Origin of the sequence: Nocardia sp. NPDC051570, from assembly GCF_044454005.1 — a bacterium.
Taxonomy (GTDB): Bacteria; Actinomycetota; Actinomycetes; order Mycobacteriales; family Mycobacteriaceae; genus Nocardia.
In genome coordinates this window covers 385504-404282 of record NZ_JBITDI010000003.1, presented here as the reverse complement: position 1 = coordinate 404282, position 18779 = coordinate 385504, and the positions used below count along the sequence as shown (strand labels likewise).

Annotated in this window: 16 protein-coding genes; 5 read left to right on the top strand and 11 right to left on the bottom strand. The window is 69.6% G+C overall.

The window, feature by feature from the left end; genetic code table 11:
• Nucleotides 1–3: 3 nt before the first annotated feature.
• The 8 genes from ACIA76_RS08735 to ACIA76_RS08700 form a co-directional block, all read right to left on the bottom strand.
• Entirely contained in the window at nt 4–996 is a 993-nt protein-coding gene (locus ACIA76_RS08735) for a hypothetical protein (protein WP_397150111.1), read from the bottom strand.
• A complete protein-coding gene (locus ACIA76_RS08730) occupies nt 983–2404 on the bottom strand; it encodes a hypothetical protein (RefSeq protein ID WP_397150109.1) in 1422 nt (473 codons plus the stop codon). The genes ACIA76_RS08735 and ACIA76_RS08730 overlap by 14 nt, the downstream gene beginning before the upstream one ends.
• Nucleotides 2401–2724 (bottom strand): hypothetical protein, encoded by a 324-nt coding sequence (locus ACIA76_RS08725; RefSeq protein WP_397150107.1) that lies wholly within the window; start codon nt 2722–2724, stop codon nt 2401–2403. Before ACIA76_RS08725 ends, ACIA76_RS08730 begins: the two co-directional genes overlap by 4 nt.
• Before the next feature lie 227 nt (nt 2725–2951).
• Nucleotides 2952–4319, bottom strand: coding sequence for a phosphoglucosamine mutase (gene glmM, locus ACIA76_RS08720; protein WP_397150105.1), 1368 nt, complete (start codon nt 4317–4319; stop codon nt 2952–2954).
• Between the two features lie 166 nt (nt 4320–4485).
• Entirely contained in the window at nt 4486–5007 is a 522-nt protein-coding gene (gene rpsI / locus ACIA76_RS08715) for a 30S ribosomal protein S9 (protein ID WP_397150103.1), read from the bottom strand.
• Nucleotides 5004–5447, bottom strand: a complete 444-nt coding sequence (gene rplM, locus ACIA76_RS08710; protein ID WP_397150101.1) for a 50S ribosomal protein L13 — start codon at nt 5445–5447, stop codon at nt 5004–5006. The genes rpsI and rplM overlap by 4 nt, the downstream gene beginning before the upstream one ends.
• A 166-nt stretch (nt 5448–5613) precedes the next feature.
• Entirely contained in the window at nt 5614–7695 is a 2082-nt protein-coding gene (locus ACIA76_RS08705; protein WP_397150099.1) for a hypothetical protein, read from the bottom strand.
• Between the two features lie 58 nt (nt 7696–7753).
• The gene (locus ACIA76_RS08700; RefSeq protein WP_397150097.1) at nt 7754–10246 is read right to left on the bottom strand and encodes an ATP-binding cassette domain-containing protein; all 2493 of its coding nucleotides are present in this window, start codon (nt 10244–10246) and stop codon (nt 7754–7756) included.
• A gap of 109 nt (nt 10247–10355) precedes the next feature.
• On the opposite strand from ACIA76_RS08700, the gene ACIA76_RS08695 reads away from it, so the two are divergent.
• On the top strand, nt 10356–11804 hold the full coding sequence (locus ACIA76_RS08695) for a metallopeptidase (RefSeq protein WP_397150095.1): 1449 nt from the start codon (nt 10356–10358) through the stop codon (nt 11802–11804).
• A 9-nt stretch (nt 11805–11813) separates the two neighbouring features.
• On the opposite strand, the gene ACIA76_RS08690 is transcribed toward ACIA76_RS08695, so the two are convergent.
• Nucleotides 11814–12938: an FHA domain-containing protein gene (locus tag ACIA76_RS08690; protein ID WP_397150092.1), complete on the bottom strand. Its 1125-nt coding sequence runs from the start codon at nt 12936–12938 to the stop codon at nt 11814–11816.
• An 84-nt stretch (nt 12939–13022) separates the two neighbouring features.
• Between ACIA76_RS08690 and ACIA76_RS08685 the strand changes: the two genes are divergently transcribed.
• Nucleotides 13023–14435 carry a type VII secretion-associated protein gene (locus tag ACIA76_RS08685; RefSeq protein ID WP_397150090.1) on the top strand — a complete coding sequence of 471 codons (1413 nt, stop codon included), beginning with the start codon at nt 13023–13025 and terminating at the stop codon, nt 14433–14435.
• Here ACIA76_RS08685 and ACIA76_RS08680 read toward each other — a convergent pair whose 3' ends face one another.
• Nucleotides 14436–15551, bottom strand: coding sequence for a metallophosphoesterase (locus ACIA76_RS08680; RefSeq protein ID WP_397150088.1), 1116 nt, complete (start codon nt 15549–15551; stop codon nt 14436–14438).
• Between the two features lie 123 nt (nt 15552–15674).
• On the opposite strand from ACIA76_RS08680, the gene ACIA76_RS08675 reads away from it, so the two are divergent.
• The 3 genes from ACIA76_RS08675 to ACIA76_RS08665 all read left to right on the top strand — a co-directional run bounded on the left by ACIA76_RS08675 (nt 15675) and on the right by ACIA76_RS08665 (nt 18429).
• Entirely contained in the window at nt 15675–16556 is an 882-nt protein-coding gene (locus tag ACIA76_RS08675) for a PIG-L deacetylase family protein (RefSeq protein ID WP_397150086.1), read from the top strand.
• A 90-nt stretch (nt 16557–16646) separates the two neighbouring features.
• Nucleotides 16647–18143: an alpha/beta fold hydrolase gene (locus ACIA76_RS08670; RefSeq protein WP_397150084.1), complete on the top strand. Its 1497-nt coding sequence runs from the start codon at nt 16647–16649 to the stop codon at nt 18141–18143.
• 79 nt (nt 18144–18222) lie between these two features.
• Entirely contained in the window at nt 18223–18429 is a 207-nt protein-coding gene (locus ACIA76_RS08665; RefSeq protein WP_397150081.1) for a hypothetical protein, read from the top strand.
• A gap of 4 nt (nt 18430–18433) precedes the next feature.
• Here ACIA76_RS08665 and ACIA76_RS08660 read toward each other — a convergent pair whose 3' ends face one another.
• Complete coding sequence (locus ACIA76_RS08660; protein ID WP_397150079.1) at nt 18434–18739, bottom strand: WXG100 family type VII secretion target; 306 nt, start codon at nt 18737–18739, stop codon at nt 18434–18436.
• Nucleotides 18740–18779 lie beyond the last annotated feature (40 nt).

Sequence of the window (18779 nt, the reverse complement as noted above, 5' to 3'; positions counted from 1 at the left end):
GACTCAGCCCGAGGCGATGGCCGCGATCAGTGTGCGATCGGCGACCGTGCGGGTCGTGATGACCTGGGTGAACGAATGCGGCTGCGCATCGGGCTCCTGCTGGGTGAGCCGGACCTCCCACTGGCCCTCGGTGCCGGTCCGGGTGATCCGCACGCAGTAGCGGGTGCCGACCGGGACCTGGTTGATGCCGCGCTGAATCTGTTCGGCCGTGGGCACATTCGCATTGTCGGCGACGACCGCGCGGGCGGCGAAGCCGGAACGCTGCACGTAATAGGCGCGTTCGAAGGCGAGGATGGTGTCGGGGCCGGTGCTCGTGCCGCCGGGATCGGTTCCCGAGACCACATCCGCGGTGCGGCGTTGTTCGCAGCCGTCGGCGGCGACCGCGCCCGCCGGTCCGGCCGAGGGCGCGGGGGCGGCCGGGGCCTGGGCGGCCGAACCGCGGACGGGTGTGGGCTGGGTCGTGGCGCCCGGATGTTCGCGTTTGCCGGTGTGAATGACGGTCAGCACCACCGCGACGACCACGACGCCCAGGCCGATCATGATCAGGGCGGCCACCAGCTTGTCGCGCCAGCGGCTCTCCTGACGGGGGCGGCGCGGATGGCGCAGCCGATGGCCCGGATTGCCGCCGGATCGATCGATGAGTTCCGGGATCAGGCCGGACTTGTCGATCAGATCGTCGGGTATGTCGGTGTAGCCGCGGACGCGCGAGCGTTCGGGGGCGTCCAGATCGTCTCCCGCCCCGGCATATTCGCCATTCGCGGTCCGGGCATCCTGGTCCAGCCACTGCTCCCAATCGCCGGACTCATAGGACGAGTCCTCGGGCATCGGCAGTGGTTCGGGTGCGGCGCCGCCCGGATCGCCGCGGCGGCGTTGCGGCTGCCCTCGACCCGAGCGTCGCCGCTTCGCTCCCTTGCGCGTGGGTGTGCGCAGCATCGGCAGACCCAGATCGAACGGATTCGGGTCCCGGTCCGGATCGTCCGAATCAGATCGTGTCATCGCCGAAGTCGCCGATGACGGCGGCCGGAACCATCTCCTCGACGGCCGCCGCGGGCACGGTCACGCCGAGCTGGCCGTCACGGGGCTTGTCCTGATCGGTCGATCCGGGATTGGGCGGCATGGCCAGACCGCCGACGCCGCCGGGTTGTCCGGACGGGGCCGGAGCCGGGGCGGGCGGATTCGGATTCGGCGCGGGGGCAGGCGGATTGACCGCGGCGGGCGGGGGCGAGGCCGGTTGGGGGTCGGGTTTCGGCGCGGGATCGGGTTTCGGTGCGGCGGGCTGGCTCGGCGGGGCGGGCTGGCTCGGCGCGGTATTCGCGGCGGGCGGGCTGATCGCGCCGGGTGCGGGCGGAATCAGCACGCCGGGCGTGCCCGGGGTCGACTGTCCGGCGGGCTGGTTGGTGCCGCCACCGAAATCGAAGGTCTTCGAGCCGGGTGAGCCGTCGCCGGTCGTGCCGTTCGTGGTGGAACCCGGGTGGAGGATCTCGGGCAGGGCCGCGTCCACCACCTTGTCGACCGAGGATGCGACCGTATCCATGGCATGCTGGCCGACCGTGGAAATCTGTGTGATCAGGTCGTTTCCGATATCGACGCCCGCGTTGATCGCGGCCGTCCCGATCTGCACGCCCGCCTGGAGCAGCTGCTGCTGCAATTGGAGCTGGGCGGCGGCGGCCGGATCCAGCAGCTGATTCGGGACCGGGGAGCCGGACAGCGGCTGGGTGCCGTATTGGTATGTGCCGTCGCCATATTGGGTCGGGGTCGTGGCGTAGTTGGGGTTGTCGTTATTGTCGTACGGGGTGTCGACGCTGGTCAGGCCGGTGGGGCGGGTGACGGTCAGCGGGCCCATATCGGCCAGGCGCTGGGTGTGCCCGTCCATCTCCGACTGCGCGGTCTGCACCGCCGAAATGGCATCGCGCAGCGCCTGGGTCGCGCGGGTGATGACGGCATCGGTATCGGGAGCGGCGGTGGCGTTGCCGAGAATCGTGCGGGCGTCGGTGCGGAAGTCGGCGATGATCTGATCGACCTGCCGGGCGGCGCGGGCGCTGGTGCCCTGCGCATCCGACAGCACCGACAGATAGGCCGGGCCGCGATCGGAGATATCGCCGATCTGGGTCTGGGTGGTGCGCAGCGCGGGGACCGTGGCGTCCGCGCCGACGCCGGACCAGGTCGACTCCAGCGCGTGGACGCCGTCGCGGTGCGGGGCCTCGGTATCGGCCGCCTGCGCCGAGGAATTGGACAGCGCCGCGGTAATGGTGTCGCTCGGCGCGGCGCGGCCGGTGCCGAGCGAGGCGCGCAGCTGCAGCAGCGGCCGGATCAGCGTGGCGACGATCGGCGGGTCGACGTTCGGATCGCTCGTCGTCCGGGTGTCCTCGGCGGGACGTCGCTTCAGAATGCCGGCGCGCCTCATGCCGTCACCTCACCCGTTCGGGAAATGGCATCCGCCGCGGCGGAATCGGCGCCCTGCGCGGCCGCGGCATTATGCCGCAGCACCTGCCCGTAGGCGGCGACCAGTTGACTCGCCGTCGACAGCGCCTGGGCGTGTTCGGAGACCGCGGCGGTGAACCGGGCCGCGAATTCCGAGCCGATCAGGCCGAGATCGGCCGACAACTGCCCTGGATTCACCGCACCGGCCGCGACCGCCGCTGCCGAGGCCAGCTGCTCCGAGACCGTATCCGCGATGGTGGTGTAGGCGGCCATCGCCACCGGATCGAGCTTCAGCGCGTTCACTGTTCCCCCTCACGGAAACCCAAGCTTTCGCTGTCGCATCATGATTCAGCGTCCACCATACTTCGCGGTACGCGACCTCGCGCCCCGATCCACCTAGTGTCACCCATGACCAGCGAGAATTCCATTATGAGGGTTCGATTCTCGTCAGGGGAGGTAGCGCAACGACCGTGCGGCGACTCCTCATGTTCCTCGTCCCGGCGCGCCAGCGCCGGGACGAGGACGGGAAATCACAGGGACGCGACTCGTTTGGCCAGGTCGTCGGCCAGGGTGCGGGCTCGGTCGAGGTCGGTGGCCTCGACCATGACGCGGACGAGTTGTTCGGTGCCGCTGGGGCGGAGCAGGACTCGGCCGGTATCGCCGAGGATGCGTTCGGCCTCGGCCACCGCATCGCGGATCTCGGGAGCGGCGGCGACCGCCGACTTGTCGGTGACCGGAACGTTGACCAGGACCTGGGGGACGGTCTGCAGCACCCCTGCCAGGTCGGCGAGGGTGCGGCCCGTCTGGGTCATGCGGGCCATGAGTTTGAGGCCGGTGAGGATGCCGTCGCCGGTGGTGCCGTAGCGCGGGAAGACCACGTGGCCGGACTGCTCGCCGCCGAGAGTGAATCCGCCGCGGCGTAGCTCCTCGAGCACGTAGCGGTCGCCGACGGCCGTGGTGCGCAGGGTGATTCCCGCCTCGCGCATCGCGATATGCAGGCCGAGGTTGCTCATGACGGTGGCCACCAGCGTGTTCTGGGCCAGCTCGCCGGATTCGTGCATCGCCAGCGCGAGCACGGCCATGATCGCGTCGCCGTCGACGATCGCGCCGGTGGCGTCCACGGCCAGGCAGCGGTCGGCGTCGCCGTCGAGGGCCAGGCCCAGATCGGCGCCGTGTTCGAGCACCGCGCGCCGCACCTTGTCCAGATGCGTGGAGCCGCAGCGATCGTTGATGTTCAGGCCGTTCGGCTCGGCGTTGATGGCGATCACGCGCGCGCCGGCCTCCCGGTAGGCGGCGGGGCATACATCCGAGGCCGCACCGTGCGCGCAGTCCACGACCACGGTCAGACCGCTCAGATCGCGGCCGGTCGCCTCCACCAGATGTTCGACGTAGCGCTCATGCGTCCCGGCCAGGCTGTAGTGCGCGTCGATATGACCGTCCACCCCGGACATGCTCAGCACCCGCCCGATTCCGGCGCCGGTCGGACGGTGGAAGTTCTTCTCCCGCACCAATTCCTCGATGCGGTCCTCGACAGCGTCGTCGAGCTTGTGCCCACCCGCGGCGAAGATCTTGATCCCGTTGTCGGGCATGGGATTGTGCGAGGCGGAGATCATCACGCCCAGACACGCGTCGTAGACGGCCGTCAGATAGGCGACCGCCGGCGTCGGCAGCACCCCCACCGAGAGCACATCCACCCCGCCGGCCGTGAGACCCGCGGTCACCGCGGCCTCGAGCATCTCCCCGCTGGCGCGCGGATCGCGGCCGACCACCGCCACCGCGCGGCGCTTGCCGCGACTGAGAACCTCCGCCGCCGCCGCCGAAACATGCAGTGCCAGTTCAGGACTCAGAGACTCGTTGGCAAGCCCCCGGACACCATCGGTGCCGAACAAACGTCCCATTCCCTCGCCCTCGCGTTGCAATCGGGTGTCGATACAGCACGAGAGCAGGCGCCCGACGAATCCGAAAAGATCGGCGCGGGCGCCTGCTCTCGTACAGGTGACGTATCGACCGTACCCTTTGCGACACCGACTCGGTGCCGCAAAGGGCAGGCCGAACGCCGCAAGATCAGCGCTTGGAGTACTGCGGAGCCTTGCGGGCCTTCTTGAGGCCGTACTTCTTGCGCTCGGTCGCACGCGGGTCACGAGTCAGGAAGCCGGCCCGCTTGAGGGCCGGACGATCATCCGGGGTGACCTCGATCAGCGCACGGGCGATCGCCAGGCGCAGGGCGCCGGCCTGACCCGACGGTCCGCCGCCGACCAGGCGGGCGAAGATGTCGAAGCTCTCGACGCGCTCGACGGTGACCAGCGGGGACTTGACCAGCTGCTGGTGCACCTTGTTGGGGAAGTAGTTCTCCAGGGTGCGGCCGTTCAGCACGAACTGGCCCGTACCCGGAACCAGACGCACGCGGACCACGGCCTCCTTGCGGCGGCCGACGGTCTGCACCGGGCGGTCGATCACGATCGGGGCGGCGGTGAACGAGGTGAACTCGGCCTCGGCCTCACCCTCGTAGCCCGCACCCTCGTCCACGACCTCGACGGCGGTGTCCTCGACGACGAACTCGTCGTTGAATTCCTCAGGAGCGGTCACTGGGCCACCTGCTTGATCTCGAACGGAACGGGCTGCTGTGCGGCGTGCGGATGCGTCGGGCCCGCGTAGACCTTGAGCTTGCCCGCGATCTGGTTACCCAGCTTGTTCTTCGGGATCATGCCCTTGACGGCACGCTCCACCAGACGGTCGGCCCGGCCCTCGAGCAGCTGCCCGACAGTCCGGGACCTCAGGCCACCCGGGTATCCGGAGTGGGTGTAGAGGTGCTTGTTCTGCCGCTTGTTGCCGGAGACGGCAACCTTCTCGGCGTTGATGATGATGACGAAATCGCCACCATCGACGTTCGGAGCGTAGGTCGGCTTGTTCTTGCCACGCAGCAGGTTCGCTGCCTGCACGGCAAGGCGTCCGAGCACTACGTCAGTGGCGTCGATGACGTACCAGTTGCGGGTCACGTCACCGGCCTTGGGGCTGTACGTAGGCACAGTGCATCCCTTGTCTGTCGGTTCGGCTGCCGGCCAGGCGAACGGTCGAGCGATCCCGGCGGCCGGTGGAGACCCGGGGGCTCGTGCGACGACACGGATGAACCGCGACGTACCGCACGCCAGCGGCCCACGATACCAGCGGGGCCACGGCCCGCCGAAATCGGTCCTAGATATGCATGGGCGGGCCCGGATCGATGATGGCGGGCAGCGTGGGCACCAGGTAGCGCAGGTTGTCCAGGCCCAGCTGCGCGCAGCCGTGCTCATCGATGGCCTGCGGGCCCGCGCCGGGATGGGTGTAGGGGGTCAGCGCGCATTCCGGGATGGTCGGCGGGATGCGGCCGGCCTGTTCGATCGCGGGCCAGGCGCCGAAGTCGGAGCGGGTGTCGACCGAGCGCACATCGAAGGTGTCCACCGTGCCCGCGGCGGCCGGTGCGACAGCGTCGACGCCGGTCCCGGTGTCGATCGGGGCGACGGCGTCGGCGGGGCGGGACTGGTGTTCGGGCTCACCGCCGGAATGCAGGGCGACCGCGGCGAGCGCGACCGCGCCCACGATCGCCGGAGCGCCGAACAGGTTGTCCTTCACCTTGTTCCACAACCTGCCCCGGCGTTGGTCGCCCTCCTCGTCGTCGTGCTCCGACGCGGTCGGGGGCGTCCAGCCCGCGGCGGCGCGGGGGCCGGCTGATTCGGATCGGTGGCCCGTGACGACGGTGACCTCATCGGCGGCGCCCGGCGGGCGGGTGAATCGGCTGCCGTGGTCCCCGAGGGCCGTGCCCGGTGTGCGGACGACCCGAGTGGTCGGCTCCTCGGCCGTGGGATAGGTCGTCTCGCGGGCGGCGTGGCGACCCTCGACGGGCGGCGAATCCGGCTGCCGGGGAACCATTTCCGGCTGCCGGGTCAGCGGCTCCGGCTGGCGATGCGGCGGCTGCGCGTGCGGGACGATATGCCGCGGTCCCTGATCGACCGGCCGCATGCCGCCGAGCTGCCGGGTCGCCTCGGCCGAGGCCGACTCCGGCGGCCGCCAGCTGTGCCGGCCGGACTGTTGCTCCGACGTTGCCATGCCGATGGCAGGCAGGGCGTGCCGCCCGGTATCCGTGGCGCCCGGTCCCGTGGTTCGATTCGTCGGCCCGGGGCCGAGCATGTCCGACACCCCGTGTCCGGGCCCGGAATTCCCCGACGGACCCACACCCCCTTGGCCCGAACCCGCGCTGTCCGCGGATCCCGCGCCCGGTGGACTCGCGAGCGGCTGCGAGCCGGTGTTGCCCGGCGCGGCCGAACCGCCCTGTCCGGAGCCGGGATTGACCTGGGGACCCGTCATGCCGTGCGGCGGGCCCGGATTCGGCCCGGAATTGCCCTGCGGGCCGCGCGGATCGGGTGGTGCGCCGGGCCCGGACGGGTATTCGCCGTCGGTGGCCTCGCTGTCGCTGACCAGCAGATGTGCCGCGCCCAGCACCAGGGCGTGCATCGGATGGTCGGCGACGCGCAGGCGGTGGCCGAGATGATTCTGGAAGGCCAGGCGCAGCGCATCGTTGAAGCAGACATTGCCGGTGAGTAGCACGGTCGAGGTGTCCGCGCCGATCAGGCGGGCCGCGGCCATCACCTCGATCACCACGTTATCGGCCGACTGCGCCTCGCGCATGGCGTCGGGCGCGATCGGCACCCCGACCGATTCGGTCGGCTGTTCGTCGTCGCCGTGCACCGCGACCACCAGACATATCCGGCCGTCGGAGTACACACCCGTCGCGCCGACCGGGCGGCGACCCGCTTCCGGCGGATGCACCAGACCCAGCGCGCGCACATATCCCGACAGCGCCACCGATTCCGGCAACGGTTCGGTGACCACGTCCAGCAGCTCGACGAGCCGGCAGTATTCGTCGACCCGCTCATCGGGCCAGTCGTCCGGATACGGCAGTGCCACTACATCCGGCTTACCGCGCAGATACTTGCCGACCGCGGCCAGCGGGTTGTACAGCCGGGCGCGCAGCACCAGCTCCACCGGCCAGGTCGCGCCCGCGACCCGGATCTGCTGATGGCCCAGGACATCGCGCACATCGGAGATGGCGATACCCAGATCGGGACGCTGCCGCTCCACACCCGAGGTGTGCAGCCGACCCGACGCATCCGCCAGCAGATACGCCGGCGGCGTATATGTGCCTTCCACCTGGACCGGGCGTATCGGTGTCCCACCGCCGCCGGCGGCCACGGACACCACATCCCAGCCGAGATGCACTGCCCCAACTCGAGCCGTCACACGCACTAGTGTGCCTGCCATTCGCGAGACACGCGCGACGGGGCAGTGCGCGGCGCGCTCACGATGGGACCTTCTTCAGTCGCAGCCTCGACCACGTGAGCACCGACAGGATCGCGGTCAGTACCACCAGCATCACGAGGTCCAGCAGCCAGAAGGCCGGGGTGTGCTGCCACAGCGCGTCCGGTTGCGCACCGGCGAACAGGCCGCGCAGATCCACCGTGGACGCGCCCGCGGCGAATCCCCAGCGCGAGGGGAACAGATAGGAGAGCTGTTCGAGCACCACCCGGTTGGTCACCGGGATCATGCCGCCCGCCATCACCAGCTGGCACATGATCACGACCACCAGCAACGGCATCACCTGCTCGTTGGATTTCGCGATCGTCGACAGCAGCAGCCCGATGACCACACACGTCACCGCGGTCACGGCCAGATCGATGTAGAGCTCCACACTGCCCGAGGGCACGAGCGTCCCCGCGCCGGGCGGATTCTTCCCGGCCAGCACGATCGCCACCAGCACCGCCGACTGCAGCAGCGCGGCCATGCCGAACACCATGACCTTGGCCATGAGATATGCCGACGGCAGCAGGCCCACCGCGCGCTCGCGATGGAAGATCGGTCGCTCGCCGACCAGATCCCGCACGGTCAGCGTCGACCCCATGAAACACGCCCCGAGGATGAGCACCACCAGCAGCTGCTGGGTCTCGCTGCCACCGCTGGGCACCAGCGAACCGTCCGGCAGCGAGACCAGCGGCCCCGGCCCGAAACCATTGCGGCCCGGCACCACCAGCGACAGCACGCCGAGCACGAACGGCAGCACCACCAGGAACGCCAGATAGCCCCGATCGGCCAGAATCAACCGCACCTGCCGCCGCGACAGCGTCGAGAACTGTTTGCGGCCATTGGATTTCGGCGGCTGACCGGCCACCCCGGGCGGCGCGGCCGGTGGCGGTGGCGGCACCGCGGCGGCCTGGCGCGAACGATAGTCGGCGAACGCGCGATCCGGATCGGCCGCGACCCGGGCGAAGATCTCGGCCCAATCGCTGGTGCCCAGGAACCGACCGACCGCGCCCGGATGCCCGCAGAACGCCGTCTTACCGCCGGGCGCCAGCAGCAGCACCTGATCGCACATGTCCAGGCATGCCACCGAATGGGTGACGACGATGACCGTGCGCCCGGCGTCGGCGAGCTCGCGCAACATCGTCATCACCTGTCGGTCCAGCGCCGGATCCAGACCCGAGGTCGGCTCGTCCAGCAGGAGCAGCGCCGGGCCGGTGAGCAGTTCGAGCGCGACCGACGCGCGCTTGCGCTGGCCGCCGGAGAGTCGATCCACCCGGGTGTCGGCATGTTCGGTGAGCGAAAGCTCCTTCAGCACACCGTCGATCACCCGCTGCCGATCGGCCCGGGTGGAGTCGGGCGGCAGCCGCAGCTCGGCGGCGAAGCCCAGCGCCTGGCGCACGGTGAGCTGACGATGCAGCACATCGTCCTGCGGAACCATGCCGATTCGGCTGCGCATGGCCTCGTATTCGGCATGCAGATTGCGGCCCTCGAAGGTGACCACACCGGCGGACGGATGGGTCGATCCCGCAATGAGTTTCGACAGCGTGGACTTGCCCGCGCCGGACGGCCCGATGAGCGCGGTCAGCGTGCCGCGCCCGGCGGCCAGATTCACATCGACCAGCAGCTGCTTATTGCCCTCCACCGCGAAGCCGATGCCGTGCACGTGCAGCCCCTGTTCGGCGACCGGCTTCTTGCGGTGCACCAGCGCGCCGTCGGCCACGACGAAGTCGATATTGCCGATCGTGACGATATCGCGCTCGCGCAGCGCGGTCCGCTGCTCGCGGCGGCCGTTGACGAATGTGCCGTTGGCCGAACCGATATCCTCGATGACCAGGCCTTCGCCGGCCTTGACGAGGCGGGCGTGCTTGCGCGAGGCCAGCGGATCGTTGACCACGATCTGGTTGTCGCTGGTGCGGCCGATGGTCAGGCCGTCGGCGGGAATGCGGTCGGCGCGGGCGATCGGGGCGGTGGCGGCGCGGGCCCGCAGCGGCGGCAGCGCCGAACTGTCGGCCTTGGCGGTCATGACGACATTCGGCACCGGGGGCGGCGCGGGCCGTTGCGGCGAACCATGATTCGGCGTCGGGATCGACGGGCGGGCGGGCGGCGGGAGGTGCGGGCGCGCCTGCGACGGGCCCGGGATTCCGGGCGCCGGTACGGGGCGCTGCGGTGCGGGCGGATTCGTGCGCGCGGGCAGCAGATGCAGCAGCGGCCCGGAGATCGCATCGCCGAGGCGCACCAGCATCGGACGATCGATCGACACCGGCCCGGTCACTCGCCGCGCCTCGACGAACACACCGTTGGTACTCGCGTTATCGGTGAGCACCCAGGCATTACCCTGCCAGGCGAGCGTGGCATGCACGCGGGACACCAGCGGGCTGTCCACGAACAGGGTCACCTCCGGCGCGCGGCCCAGGGTGATGTGCTGCGTCGCGTCGAAGACGCGATCGGTTCCCTCGTGGCGCACGGTGATCTTCTGCGCGGCCGGTGCTGACATGGGGCGGATACTATTCGATGGTCCCGACACGGGTGGCGGTCGTCGCTGCCCTCAATACCCTTGTCGGACGTGGCGAAACCGAGATGTGACCGGCCCGGGGAGGGAGTCGATGGTGGCGAGAAGCCGGATGATCGCCGTGCTCGCGGTATTGACACTGGCGACCACCCTGCTCGCCGGATGCACCATGACCGTCAGCGGCCGAGCGGTATCGATCTACAACGATCCGTTCAAGGTGGCCGGACTGCCCCCCACCTACGGCCCGAGCGGACCTCGCCAAGGCGTGCCCGACTCCCCGCTGACCGCCACCGGCGGCGATAACGGCGAGATGGACAAGCTGGCCCTCAACGCCATCGACGATATCCAAAGCTATTGGCAGAGTGAGTATCACAACGAGTTCGAGGGCGATTTCGTCCCGGTCACCAAGCTCGACTCCTGGACGGCCAAGGCGCCACGCACCCAGGAGACGCAGTTCTGCAAGGAGACCACCTACCACCTGGTGAACGCCGCGTATTGCCGACTGGACAACACCATCGGCTGGGATCGCGGTGTGCTGCTGCCGATGATGCAGGACAGCTTCGGCAAGATGGCCGTGGTGATGGTGCTGGCCCATGAATACGGCCATGCCATTCAGACCATGTCGCGCATCGTCTCGGCCAAGGATCCGGTGATCGTCAAGGAGCAGCAGGCCGACTGCTTCGCCGGCGCCTTCATCCGCCATGTGGCCGAGAACAAGGCACGGCATTTCACGATCAACACCGCGGACGGCCTCAACAACGTGCTGGCGGCGACGGTCTCGATCCGCGATGCCGATCCCGGTGATCCGGAGGCGGTGCACGGTTCGGCGTTCGAACGGGTGACCGCCGTGCAGATCGGCTTCACCGACGGGCCGAAGGCGTGCAAGTCGATCGATATGAAGGACATCACCCGCCGCCGCAAGAATCTGCCGAGCAGCTTCGCCGCCGACACCGGCGATCCCGGGGCCGCCATCACCAAGGACAATCTGATCAAGCTCAGTCGGCAGATGGCGAACATCATGCCGGTCCCGCACCAGCCGTCCTACGACTATCACGGCGCGACACTGCACTGCCGCAACGGCGCCGACACCGTCCCGGTCACCTACTGCCCCGCCACCAATACCATCGGCACCGACGTGCCCGCGCTGGCCCGGCGCGGCGCACCGAACAACGATGAGCAGGAAGGCTTTCCGACCCGAGTGACCGGCGACTACGACGCCTATGTGGTCTTCGTGTCCCGATACGCCCTCGCGGTGCAGGGCAATGCGGGCCAACTGCTCGCCGGGGCCAAGGCGGGTCTGCGCGCGGCCTGTCTGTCCGGAGTGATCTCGACCCGGCTCGCCGACCCCGATCACGTCTTCAAACCGGGCGAGCTGACCCTGACCGCGGGCGATCTGGACAAGGCCGTCTCGGGCCTGCTCACCGACGGCCTCGCCGCCAGCGATGTGAAGGGACAGACCGTACCCAGCGGCTTCTCCCGGGTCGACGCCTTCCGCGCGGGTGTACTCGGCACCCAGCAGACCTGCGAGGCCCGGTACTCCTGACCCCGCTCATCATCCGAACGGCGGCGGGGCGGCGGGCTCATAACGCAACACGCGGTTACCGAGCATGACCTCCGCGCCGTGCACCAGGGCCAGCGGCTGGTTGGGCTGCAACCGAATCCAGTCCCGATAGCCGGGCAGCCGGGCGCGAGTACCGTTGGTGGATCCGCGGTCGACGACCAGCACATCCCAATTCACCAGGTGGATTTCCGCATGCGCACGCGACATTCCGCCGGAGGTGTCGTCGATCTTCAACGGCACCAGGCCGCGTCCGACCGCCTCGGAATGCTCCGGATCGCGGCCGAGCACCGCATCCGCGGCCAGCAGATAGGTCATACCGTCGTCGAGCAGCAGCAGACCCAGCGGCGGGCGGACGACCTCGGCGGGCTGCTGGGTCTGATCGACCGGCATACCGCAGACGGTGCAGAACGCCGAGCGCGGATCGCTGGGATGCGCTCGGGCGCACCGGAATCCGAGCACCTTCACGGTCAGCGCGGTGGCGCGCGCGGTCGCCTCGAGTCGCCGTTCGAGTTCGGGATCCGGGGCGGGAGCGGGATTGGTGCCGCCGTGGGGACCGGCGAGGGCGGGTTCGGGCGGCCGCTCACCCTCGAACCAGACGATCGCGCCCGCGGCCGGGGCGATGCCCTCGACCAGCGAACCGATCCCGCGCGGCGGCAGTTCCGGAATCCGGCCCCGCTCATCGTCGACGAACAGCGCGGCCGCCCGCTCCGGCGGTAGGGCCACCCGATCGACGGTGAAGGCCGCGTCGACGCCGCGGTGGTACTCGACCCCGCGCGCACCGGACAGCATCGCGGTCACCCCGCCGTGCAACAGGATCGCCAGACCTCCGGTATCGACGGGGGCGAGAATGCCCAATTCGACGGGCCGCCGCGGGGACAACCGCTCCGCCTCGCGCATGAGCCAGCGGCTCACCTCCCGCGCCACCGACCGCCCCGGACTTCCCACGGTCTGCCCCGCCGCCTCCGATACCAGCCGCGCCAGCGCCTCGGCCGCCCGCAGGGCCGGTGACCGGGCGCCCACCCGGCCGGGCTCGCGATGGGCGACCAGTACCAACGCGCCCGCGACCCGCACCGCGACATGGTTACCCGCGACGATCTCGACCTGCCGATCCCTCAACGAAATCGGCTCCCGGGGCACAGCCGCACGGTCCTCAGCACAGGAACAGGTTAAGGCAGCCGGTCGGTGGGTAGCATCGCGCTGATGTCGACAGTCGAAGTGGCCCTGACCGATACCCGGCTGTGGGCACGCAGTGCGGCGACCCATTGGGACGCCCCGCCCTCGATCGTGCCGACCAGCGACCGCGCGGGATTCGTGGTCGGTGAGCCGCTGGTGCCGCAGAATCCGGCCGTCTCGGTGGTGCGGCTGGCCGCGGCCGATCGGATCGCGTTCGGCCCCGCACTGCCGACCACCACCGACGCGCTGGCCACGATCTTCGGTGCGGTGCTGACGAATCTGCGCCTGTCCGGACCGTGCGATCGGCTGACCGTCGTCACCCCCTCCGAATGGGGGATGCGGCGGCGCCACGCGGTCGAGGCCGCGGGGCGACGGCTGGCCGCCGAGGTCACGGTCGAACCCCTCGCGCTGCGCGCGGCCGCGCTGAATGCGAGCATCGGTCAGCAACAACGCATCGCGGTGCTGGAGCTGTCCCCGCTGTCGACGACGGTGACCCTGGTCGGCCGGTCCGGACAGCAGAGCTGGATCGAGGCGTGCGAACACGAGCCGACCGTGGGCGCGGCCGATATCGCCGAGGGGCGGGCACCGGATGCGGTGGCCGCGGTGGTGGCCCGGCTGCTCGCCGGTCGAACTCCGAACTATCTTGTGGCACTGGGAGTTTCGGAAGAAGGACTACTGGAGACGTTGCGGGAGGCCATTTCCCGGCAGTGCGGATTCCCCGTCGATGTCCGCACCATCGCGGGAGCCGAGCTGATCCGGAGCGTGCGCTCGCCGATATCGAATCCCACGCCACCGGCACCGCCGTCGACCGAATGGGTCGGTTCGCTGCGCGAGCGCGCCGAGGCCGTCCGCCCGCAGCGCCCGCACCGCATCCTCCTCGCCGTGGGCGCTGTCGCGGTCGCGGTGGTCGTCGCCGCGGGCGTGAGTGTTGCCGTGCTGCACCATAATTCCTCGCCCACGGCATCGGTCCCGACGTCGGCGACTCCCGCTGTCCCACCCGCCGTGACAACCGCCGCCGAACCCGAGGTGCGCGAGATCGGCCGCGTGCGGATCCACATCCCGGCGGGCTGGCAGATCACCGGCCAATCCGACGGCCGCATCGATCTGACACCGACAGTCGCCGCCCACCAGCGCATCACGGTGATCCAGAAGACACTGTCCCCCGGCACCACCCTCGACGATGTGGCCACGGCCCTCGAGGCCCAGATCCGCCAGCGCCCCGCCGGAACCTTCGGCCCGCTGCATCCCGCCCCCGCGATCGGCGGCCGCCGGGCGCTGGCTTACGACGAATTCCCCAGCGACGGAACGACGGTCCGCTGGCAGGTCATCGCCGACGACACCACCCAGGCCAGCATCGGCTGCCAATCCACCGCCGATACCCGGCCCGCGCTCGCACCCGTCTGCGACGGATTCCTGCGCGGGCTCGAGCTCACCGAGTGATCAGGCCCGCAGTGTCAGAACGGTGATCTCGCTCGGCGCGAAGACGCGCAGCGGCGGACCCCAGAAGCCGGTGCCGCGGCTGGTGTAGAGATGGGTGGATCCGTGCCGGGACAGGCCCGCCACGACGGGCTGGTCGAGGCGGACCAGATAGTGGAACGGCCAGATCTGACCGCCGTGGGTGTGACCCGAGATCTGCAGGGCGACACCGGCTTTCACCGAATCGGCGATCTGCTTGGGCTGATGGGCCAGCAGCACGACGGGCAGACCCGCCGCACCGGACAGCGCGGCGGGCAGATCGGGGCCGTGGCCGGGCAGTGCCACGCCGGTCGGATCGTCGATGCCCGCGATCACCAGGCGGTCGCCGCCGCGCTCGAGAACGCGATGCTCGTTGTGCAGCGGCTGCCAGCCGAGCCCGGCCATATGCTCGATCCAGCCGGGTGCGTCGCCGTAGTACTCGTGGTTGCCGGTGATGTAGAACCGGCCCAGTGCGGCCTCGACCTTGCCGAGCGGATCGACCTGCGCCCGCCGCCGCGCCACCGAACCGTCCGCGAGATCGCCCGCATGACAGACGATCTCGGGGTCCTGTGCGTTCACCGCCGCGACCATCCGCTCCGACCAGCGCAACCGGTTCAACGGACCGTAATGGGTGTCGGTGATCACCACCAGGCGCAGCCCGTCGAATCCGGCGCCCAGGCCGGCGATCGGCACCGTCACATTCCGGATCCGGGGCACCCGCCGCGCCTCCACCGCTCCCCAGCCGATCAGCGCCGCGGCGATCACGAGCACCGTGATCGCGACCACCCGCGACCGCAGCGGATCGGAGACCCCGGCCACGATCAGCACCGCCCGCGCGAGCGCGCCGAGCACCGACCAGGTGAACAGCACCCAGCCGATGCCGAGCAGAGCATCGCCCACGACGGCCGCGGCATCGGACTGTGTCCGCCCGTGACCGAGCAGCATCGTGACCGGCAGGCAGGCGTATCCGAGCAGGAATATCGCCGAGCCGATCCACAGCAACGGTCCGCTGGTCGCGGTGTAGACGAGCAGCCACCACGGCGCCGCGAACAGCAGGGCCGGAATCGCCAGGAACAGCGCCAGGCGCGGAACAAACCTCACCGGTCGACGATACGCGCGGCCGAATCCATTGAGCGGATTCGGGCGCGTCGGTACGGTGAGGAGGCTCACGGCGCGGACGGCATGTGATGAGGGCAGCTCCCGCGCGGTGAGGAGGAGTTGCCTATGACCGGTCCGTCGCAGGTGGCGGACGCATTCGGGGCCGCCGACCGCATGGTCGTCGTGTCACCGCATTTCGACGACGCCGTACTCACCGTCGGCGCGCTGATCGCCGCCCGGGTCGAATTCGGCCAGCCGGTCGAGGTTCTGACCGTATTCAGCGCGGCCCGCGACGACGCCCGCCATTCCGGGCGTCGAGAAGCCTTCGCCGACTACGTCGTTCGGCGCGCGGAGGACGATCGCGCCCTGCAGGTGCTCGGCGCGCGGTCGCAGCGGCTCGGACTGTTCGAGCGGCTCTTCCGGGAACCGCCGCCGCTCGGGTCGTTCGGCGCGTTCCATCCGCCCGCCGATATCGCGTCCTGTCCGGAGGTCGCGGTGGTCCGCCAGGCGATCGAGGAGGCGCTGGACTCGGACGCGATCGTACTGGCGCCCTTGGGGATCGGCAATCAGATCGATCACGTGCTGGTCGCTGTCGCGGCACTCGGCGCCGCGCCGTCGCGGCGGCTGCTGTTCTACGAGGATTTCGCCGCGCTGTCCGAACGCTGCCGACGCCGCCATCCCGTGGCCCGATTGCGGCGCTTCGATTTTCGTGACGCCCCCGGCTGGGCGGGGGTCGGCCTCGGCTGCCGAATGGCGGCACTGTCCTTACTGATCGGCGGCCCGAACCCCGCCACCGCACTCGGCCTGCGCATCCATCCGGACCAGTGGACCGTCGGCGCCGTAGCGGTCACCCCGAACCACGAGGCCACCCAATTCCGCGCCCTGGCCGAATACCGAACGCACCTCGGCGCACTCGGCGGCGAACGCCGCCTCCATGCGCTCATCCACCGCGCCCACACCCGCCGCGGCGGCGACCTGCTCTGGCAATTCCACCCTCCGAAACACTGAGCGCGCCCGAACGTCCCCGATACGCCCGCACCTCCTTCCTGGCCCCGGTACGCTTTTCGCCGAGGACGGTCGCGGACAGGAGATTCGTTGATGCCGCTCGGGTGGGTACGTCGATCTGTGATCGGGGTGGTGGTGGCCGCCGGGCTTGCGGGCGGGGCGCCGGTGGCGACGGCCGATACCGGACCCTGGTTCGCGCATCAGAGCCTGCAGTGGCAGCCCTGTGGCGACCCGATTCTCGACGACGCGGGGGCGCAGTGCGCGGGAGTCGTTGTGCCGCTGGACTATTCCCGGCCGGACGGACGCAGGGTCACCGTGGCGATCTCCCGCATTCCCGCGACCGATCCGAGTCGGCGGCGCGGCATCCTGCTGTCCAATCCCGGTGGGCCCGGCGGGCCCGGCCTGGAGATGATGGTCGGCGTCGGTAAGGTCCTGTCCCCCGAGGTGCGGGCCGAATACGATCTGATCGGCATGGATCCGCGCGGCATCGGCCGATCCGATCCGGTGAATTGCGCGCTGCCACTGCCGACCATGCTGTTCTCGGCGGGCTTCGATCTGTTCGGCTATGCCCGTGACACCACATTGGCCGCCGCACTGGCGAGTTCGTGTGTCGCTCCCGATCCGGAGAAGGCCCGCTACACCACGACCCGCAACACCGCGCGCGATATGGACGCCATACGCTCCGTCCTCGGCGAGCCCACGCTCAACTACTACGGCGCGTCCTACGGAACCTATCTCGGCTCGGTGTACACGCAGATGTTCCCCGAGCGCAGCGATCGCATCGTGCTCGACAGTGCCGTCGATCCGGATCGCTACTGGCTGGGCATGTTTCAGGATATGGGTCCGGCCAACGAGGCGGGCCTGGACGATTGGGCGAACTGGGCCGCGCGCCACGATGCCGACTACCACTTCGGCACCACCGGCCCGCAGGTGCGCGCCTTCGTCGAGGATGTCGTGCACCGGGCCGCGGGCCATCCCGTCGTCGGCAGCGGCTACCTCGTCGACGAGCACACCGTCCCGATGATGCTGCTGGCCCTGCTGCTCAATCCGCAGCTCGATGCCGACCTCGCCGAGGTGGTCCGGATGATCGCCGATGGCGTCTCCGGCCTGCCGCTCGATATGGATCGGCTGAAGTCCAAGATCAGCGCGGCCGTCCCGGTCCAGGCCTCGGGGATGGCCGCGGTCATGTGTGGCGACAAGGCCGCCCCGCGCGACCCGGCCTGGTACTACGCCAATATCGAACGCGCCCGGCCCAGTCAGCCGGTCTTCGGCGCCTTCGCCAACAACATCACCGCCTGCGCCTTCTGGCCCGATCCGGTCGAGCCGCCCACCACCATCGGCAATCCCACCCGCGTCCTGATCCTGCAGTCCACCAACGACACTCGCACCGCCTATCAGGAGGCGCAGGCCCTGCACCGCGATCTGCCCGCCTCGCGCATGATCACCCTGGCCGACACCAGGATTCACGGCACCTTCCGCGTCGGCCTGAGTCCCTGTCTCAATGACATCACCAATGCGTATCTGGCCACCGGCGCCTTTCCCGCGACCGATGCGACCTGTCAACCGGATCCGGCGTTCTTCCCCGAATGACCGTGCCCGAGAACTGAACCCGAAGGTCGCGAGCGGCTGAAGTAGTATGCCGCGAGACCGACGCGAGGAGGGGGAGGGCGTGCAGCCTGTGATTCGACTGCTGCTGACGGCCGGTCTGACCACATTGCTGAGCCTCGCGGTCGCATGCGGTTCGGACGCCCCCGACCCGGCCGTCGGCGATCGGGTCATCGATCTGAATCAGCTCGATGTCGGTAAATACGCCACGAAGCCGCTGACATGCGTTCGGCCGCACCTCGATTCGAGGTGCGGCCGAACGACGGGGTGATCGACTAGCCGAGGAGCATCTTGGCGGCCAGGACATCGGTGCCCTGCATACCCTGGCCAGCGTCCACGGTCTTGGTGCCGAGCTGAGCGAGCGTCGTCATCAGCTCGTCCGACTGCTGACGCCAGTTGCCCTGAACCTGCGTGAACGCCTCCGCGCCTTGGCTACCGGTCCAGTGCGAGCTGACGAAGGTCTGGAACTTCTTCTCCATCTCCTCCAGCGCGGAAACGATGTTCATCGCCTCGGTCTTCAGACCCGAACCGGCATCGTCGATGGCACCGAAGTCGTAGGAAATGGTACCGAAATCAGACATTGGAATTCCTCCGGGAAGTTTGGTATCGCAATACTGTGGA

Bases quoted from the DNA above. Each gene is read 5' to 3' on its own strand.
- ACIA76_RS08735 (WP_397150111.1), bottom strand. From the start codon at position 996: ATGACACGATCTGATTCGGACGATCCGGACCGGGACCCGAATCCGTTC.
- ACIA76_RS08730 (WP_397150109.1), bottom strand. From the start codon at position 2,404: ATGAGGCGCGCCGGCATTCTGAAGCGACGTCCCGCCGAGGACACCCGG.
- glmM (WP_397150105.1), bottom strand. From the start codon at position 4,319: ATGGGACGTTTGTTCGGCACCGATGGTGTCCGGGGGCTTGCCAACGAG.
- ACIA76_RS08700 (WP_397150097.1), bottom strand. From the start codon at position 10,246: ATGTCAGCACCGGCCGCGCAGAAGATCACCGTGCGCCACGAGGGAACC.
- ACIA76_RS08695 (WP_397150095.1), top strand. From the start codon at position 10,356: ATGGTGGCGAGAAGCCGGATGATCGCCGTGCTCGCGGTATTGACACTG.
- ACIA76_RS08685 (WP_397150090.1), top strand. From the start codon at position 13,023: ATGTCGACAGTCGAAGTGGCCCTGACCGATACCCGGCTGTGGGCACGC.
- ACIA76_RS08675 (WP_397150086.1), top strand. From the start codon at position 15,675: ATGACCGGTCCGTCGCAGGTGGCGGACGCATTCGGGGCCGCCGACCGC.
- ACIA76_RS08670 (WP_397150084.1), top strand. From the start codon at position 16,647: ATGCCGCTCGGGTGGGTACGTCGATCTGTGATCGGGGTGGTGGTGGCC.
- ACIA76_RS08660 (WP_397150079.1), bottom strand. From the start codon at position 18,739: ATGTCTGATTTCGGTACCATTTCCTACGACTTCGGTGCCATCGACGAT.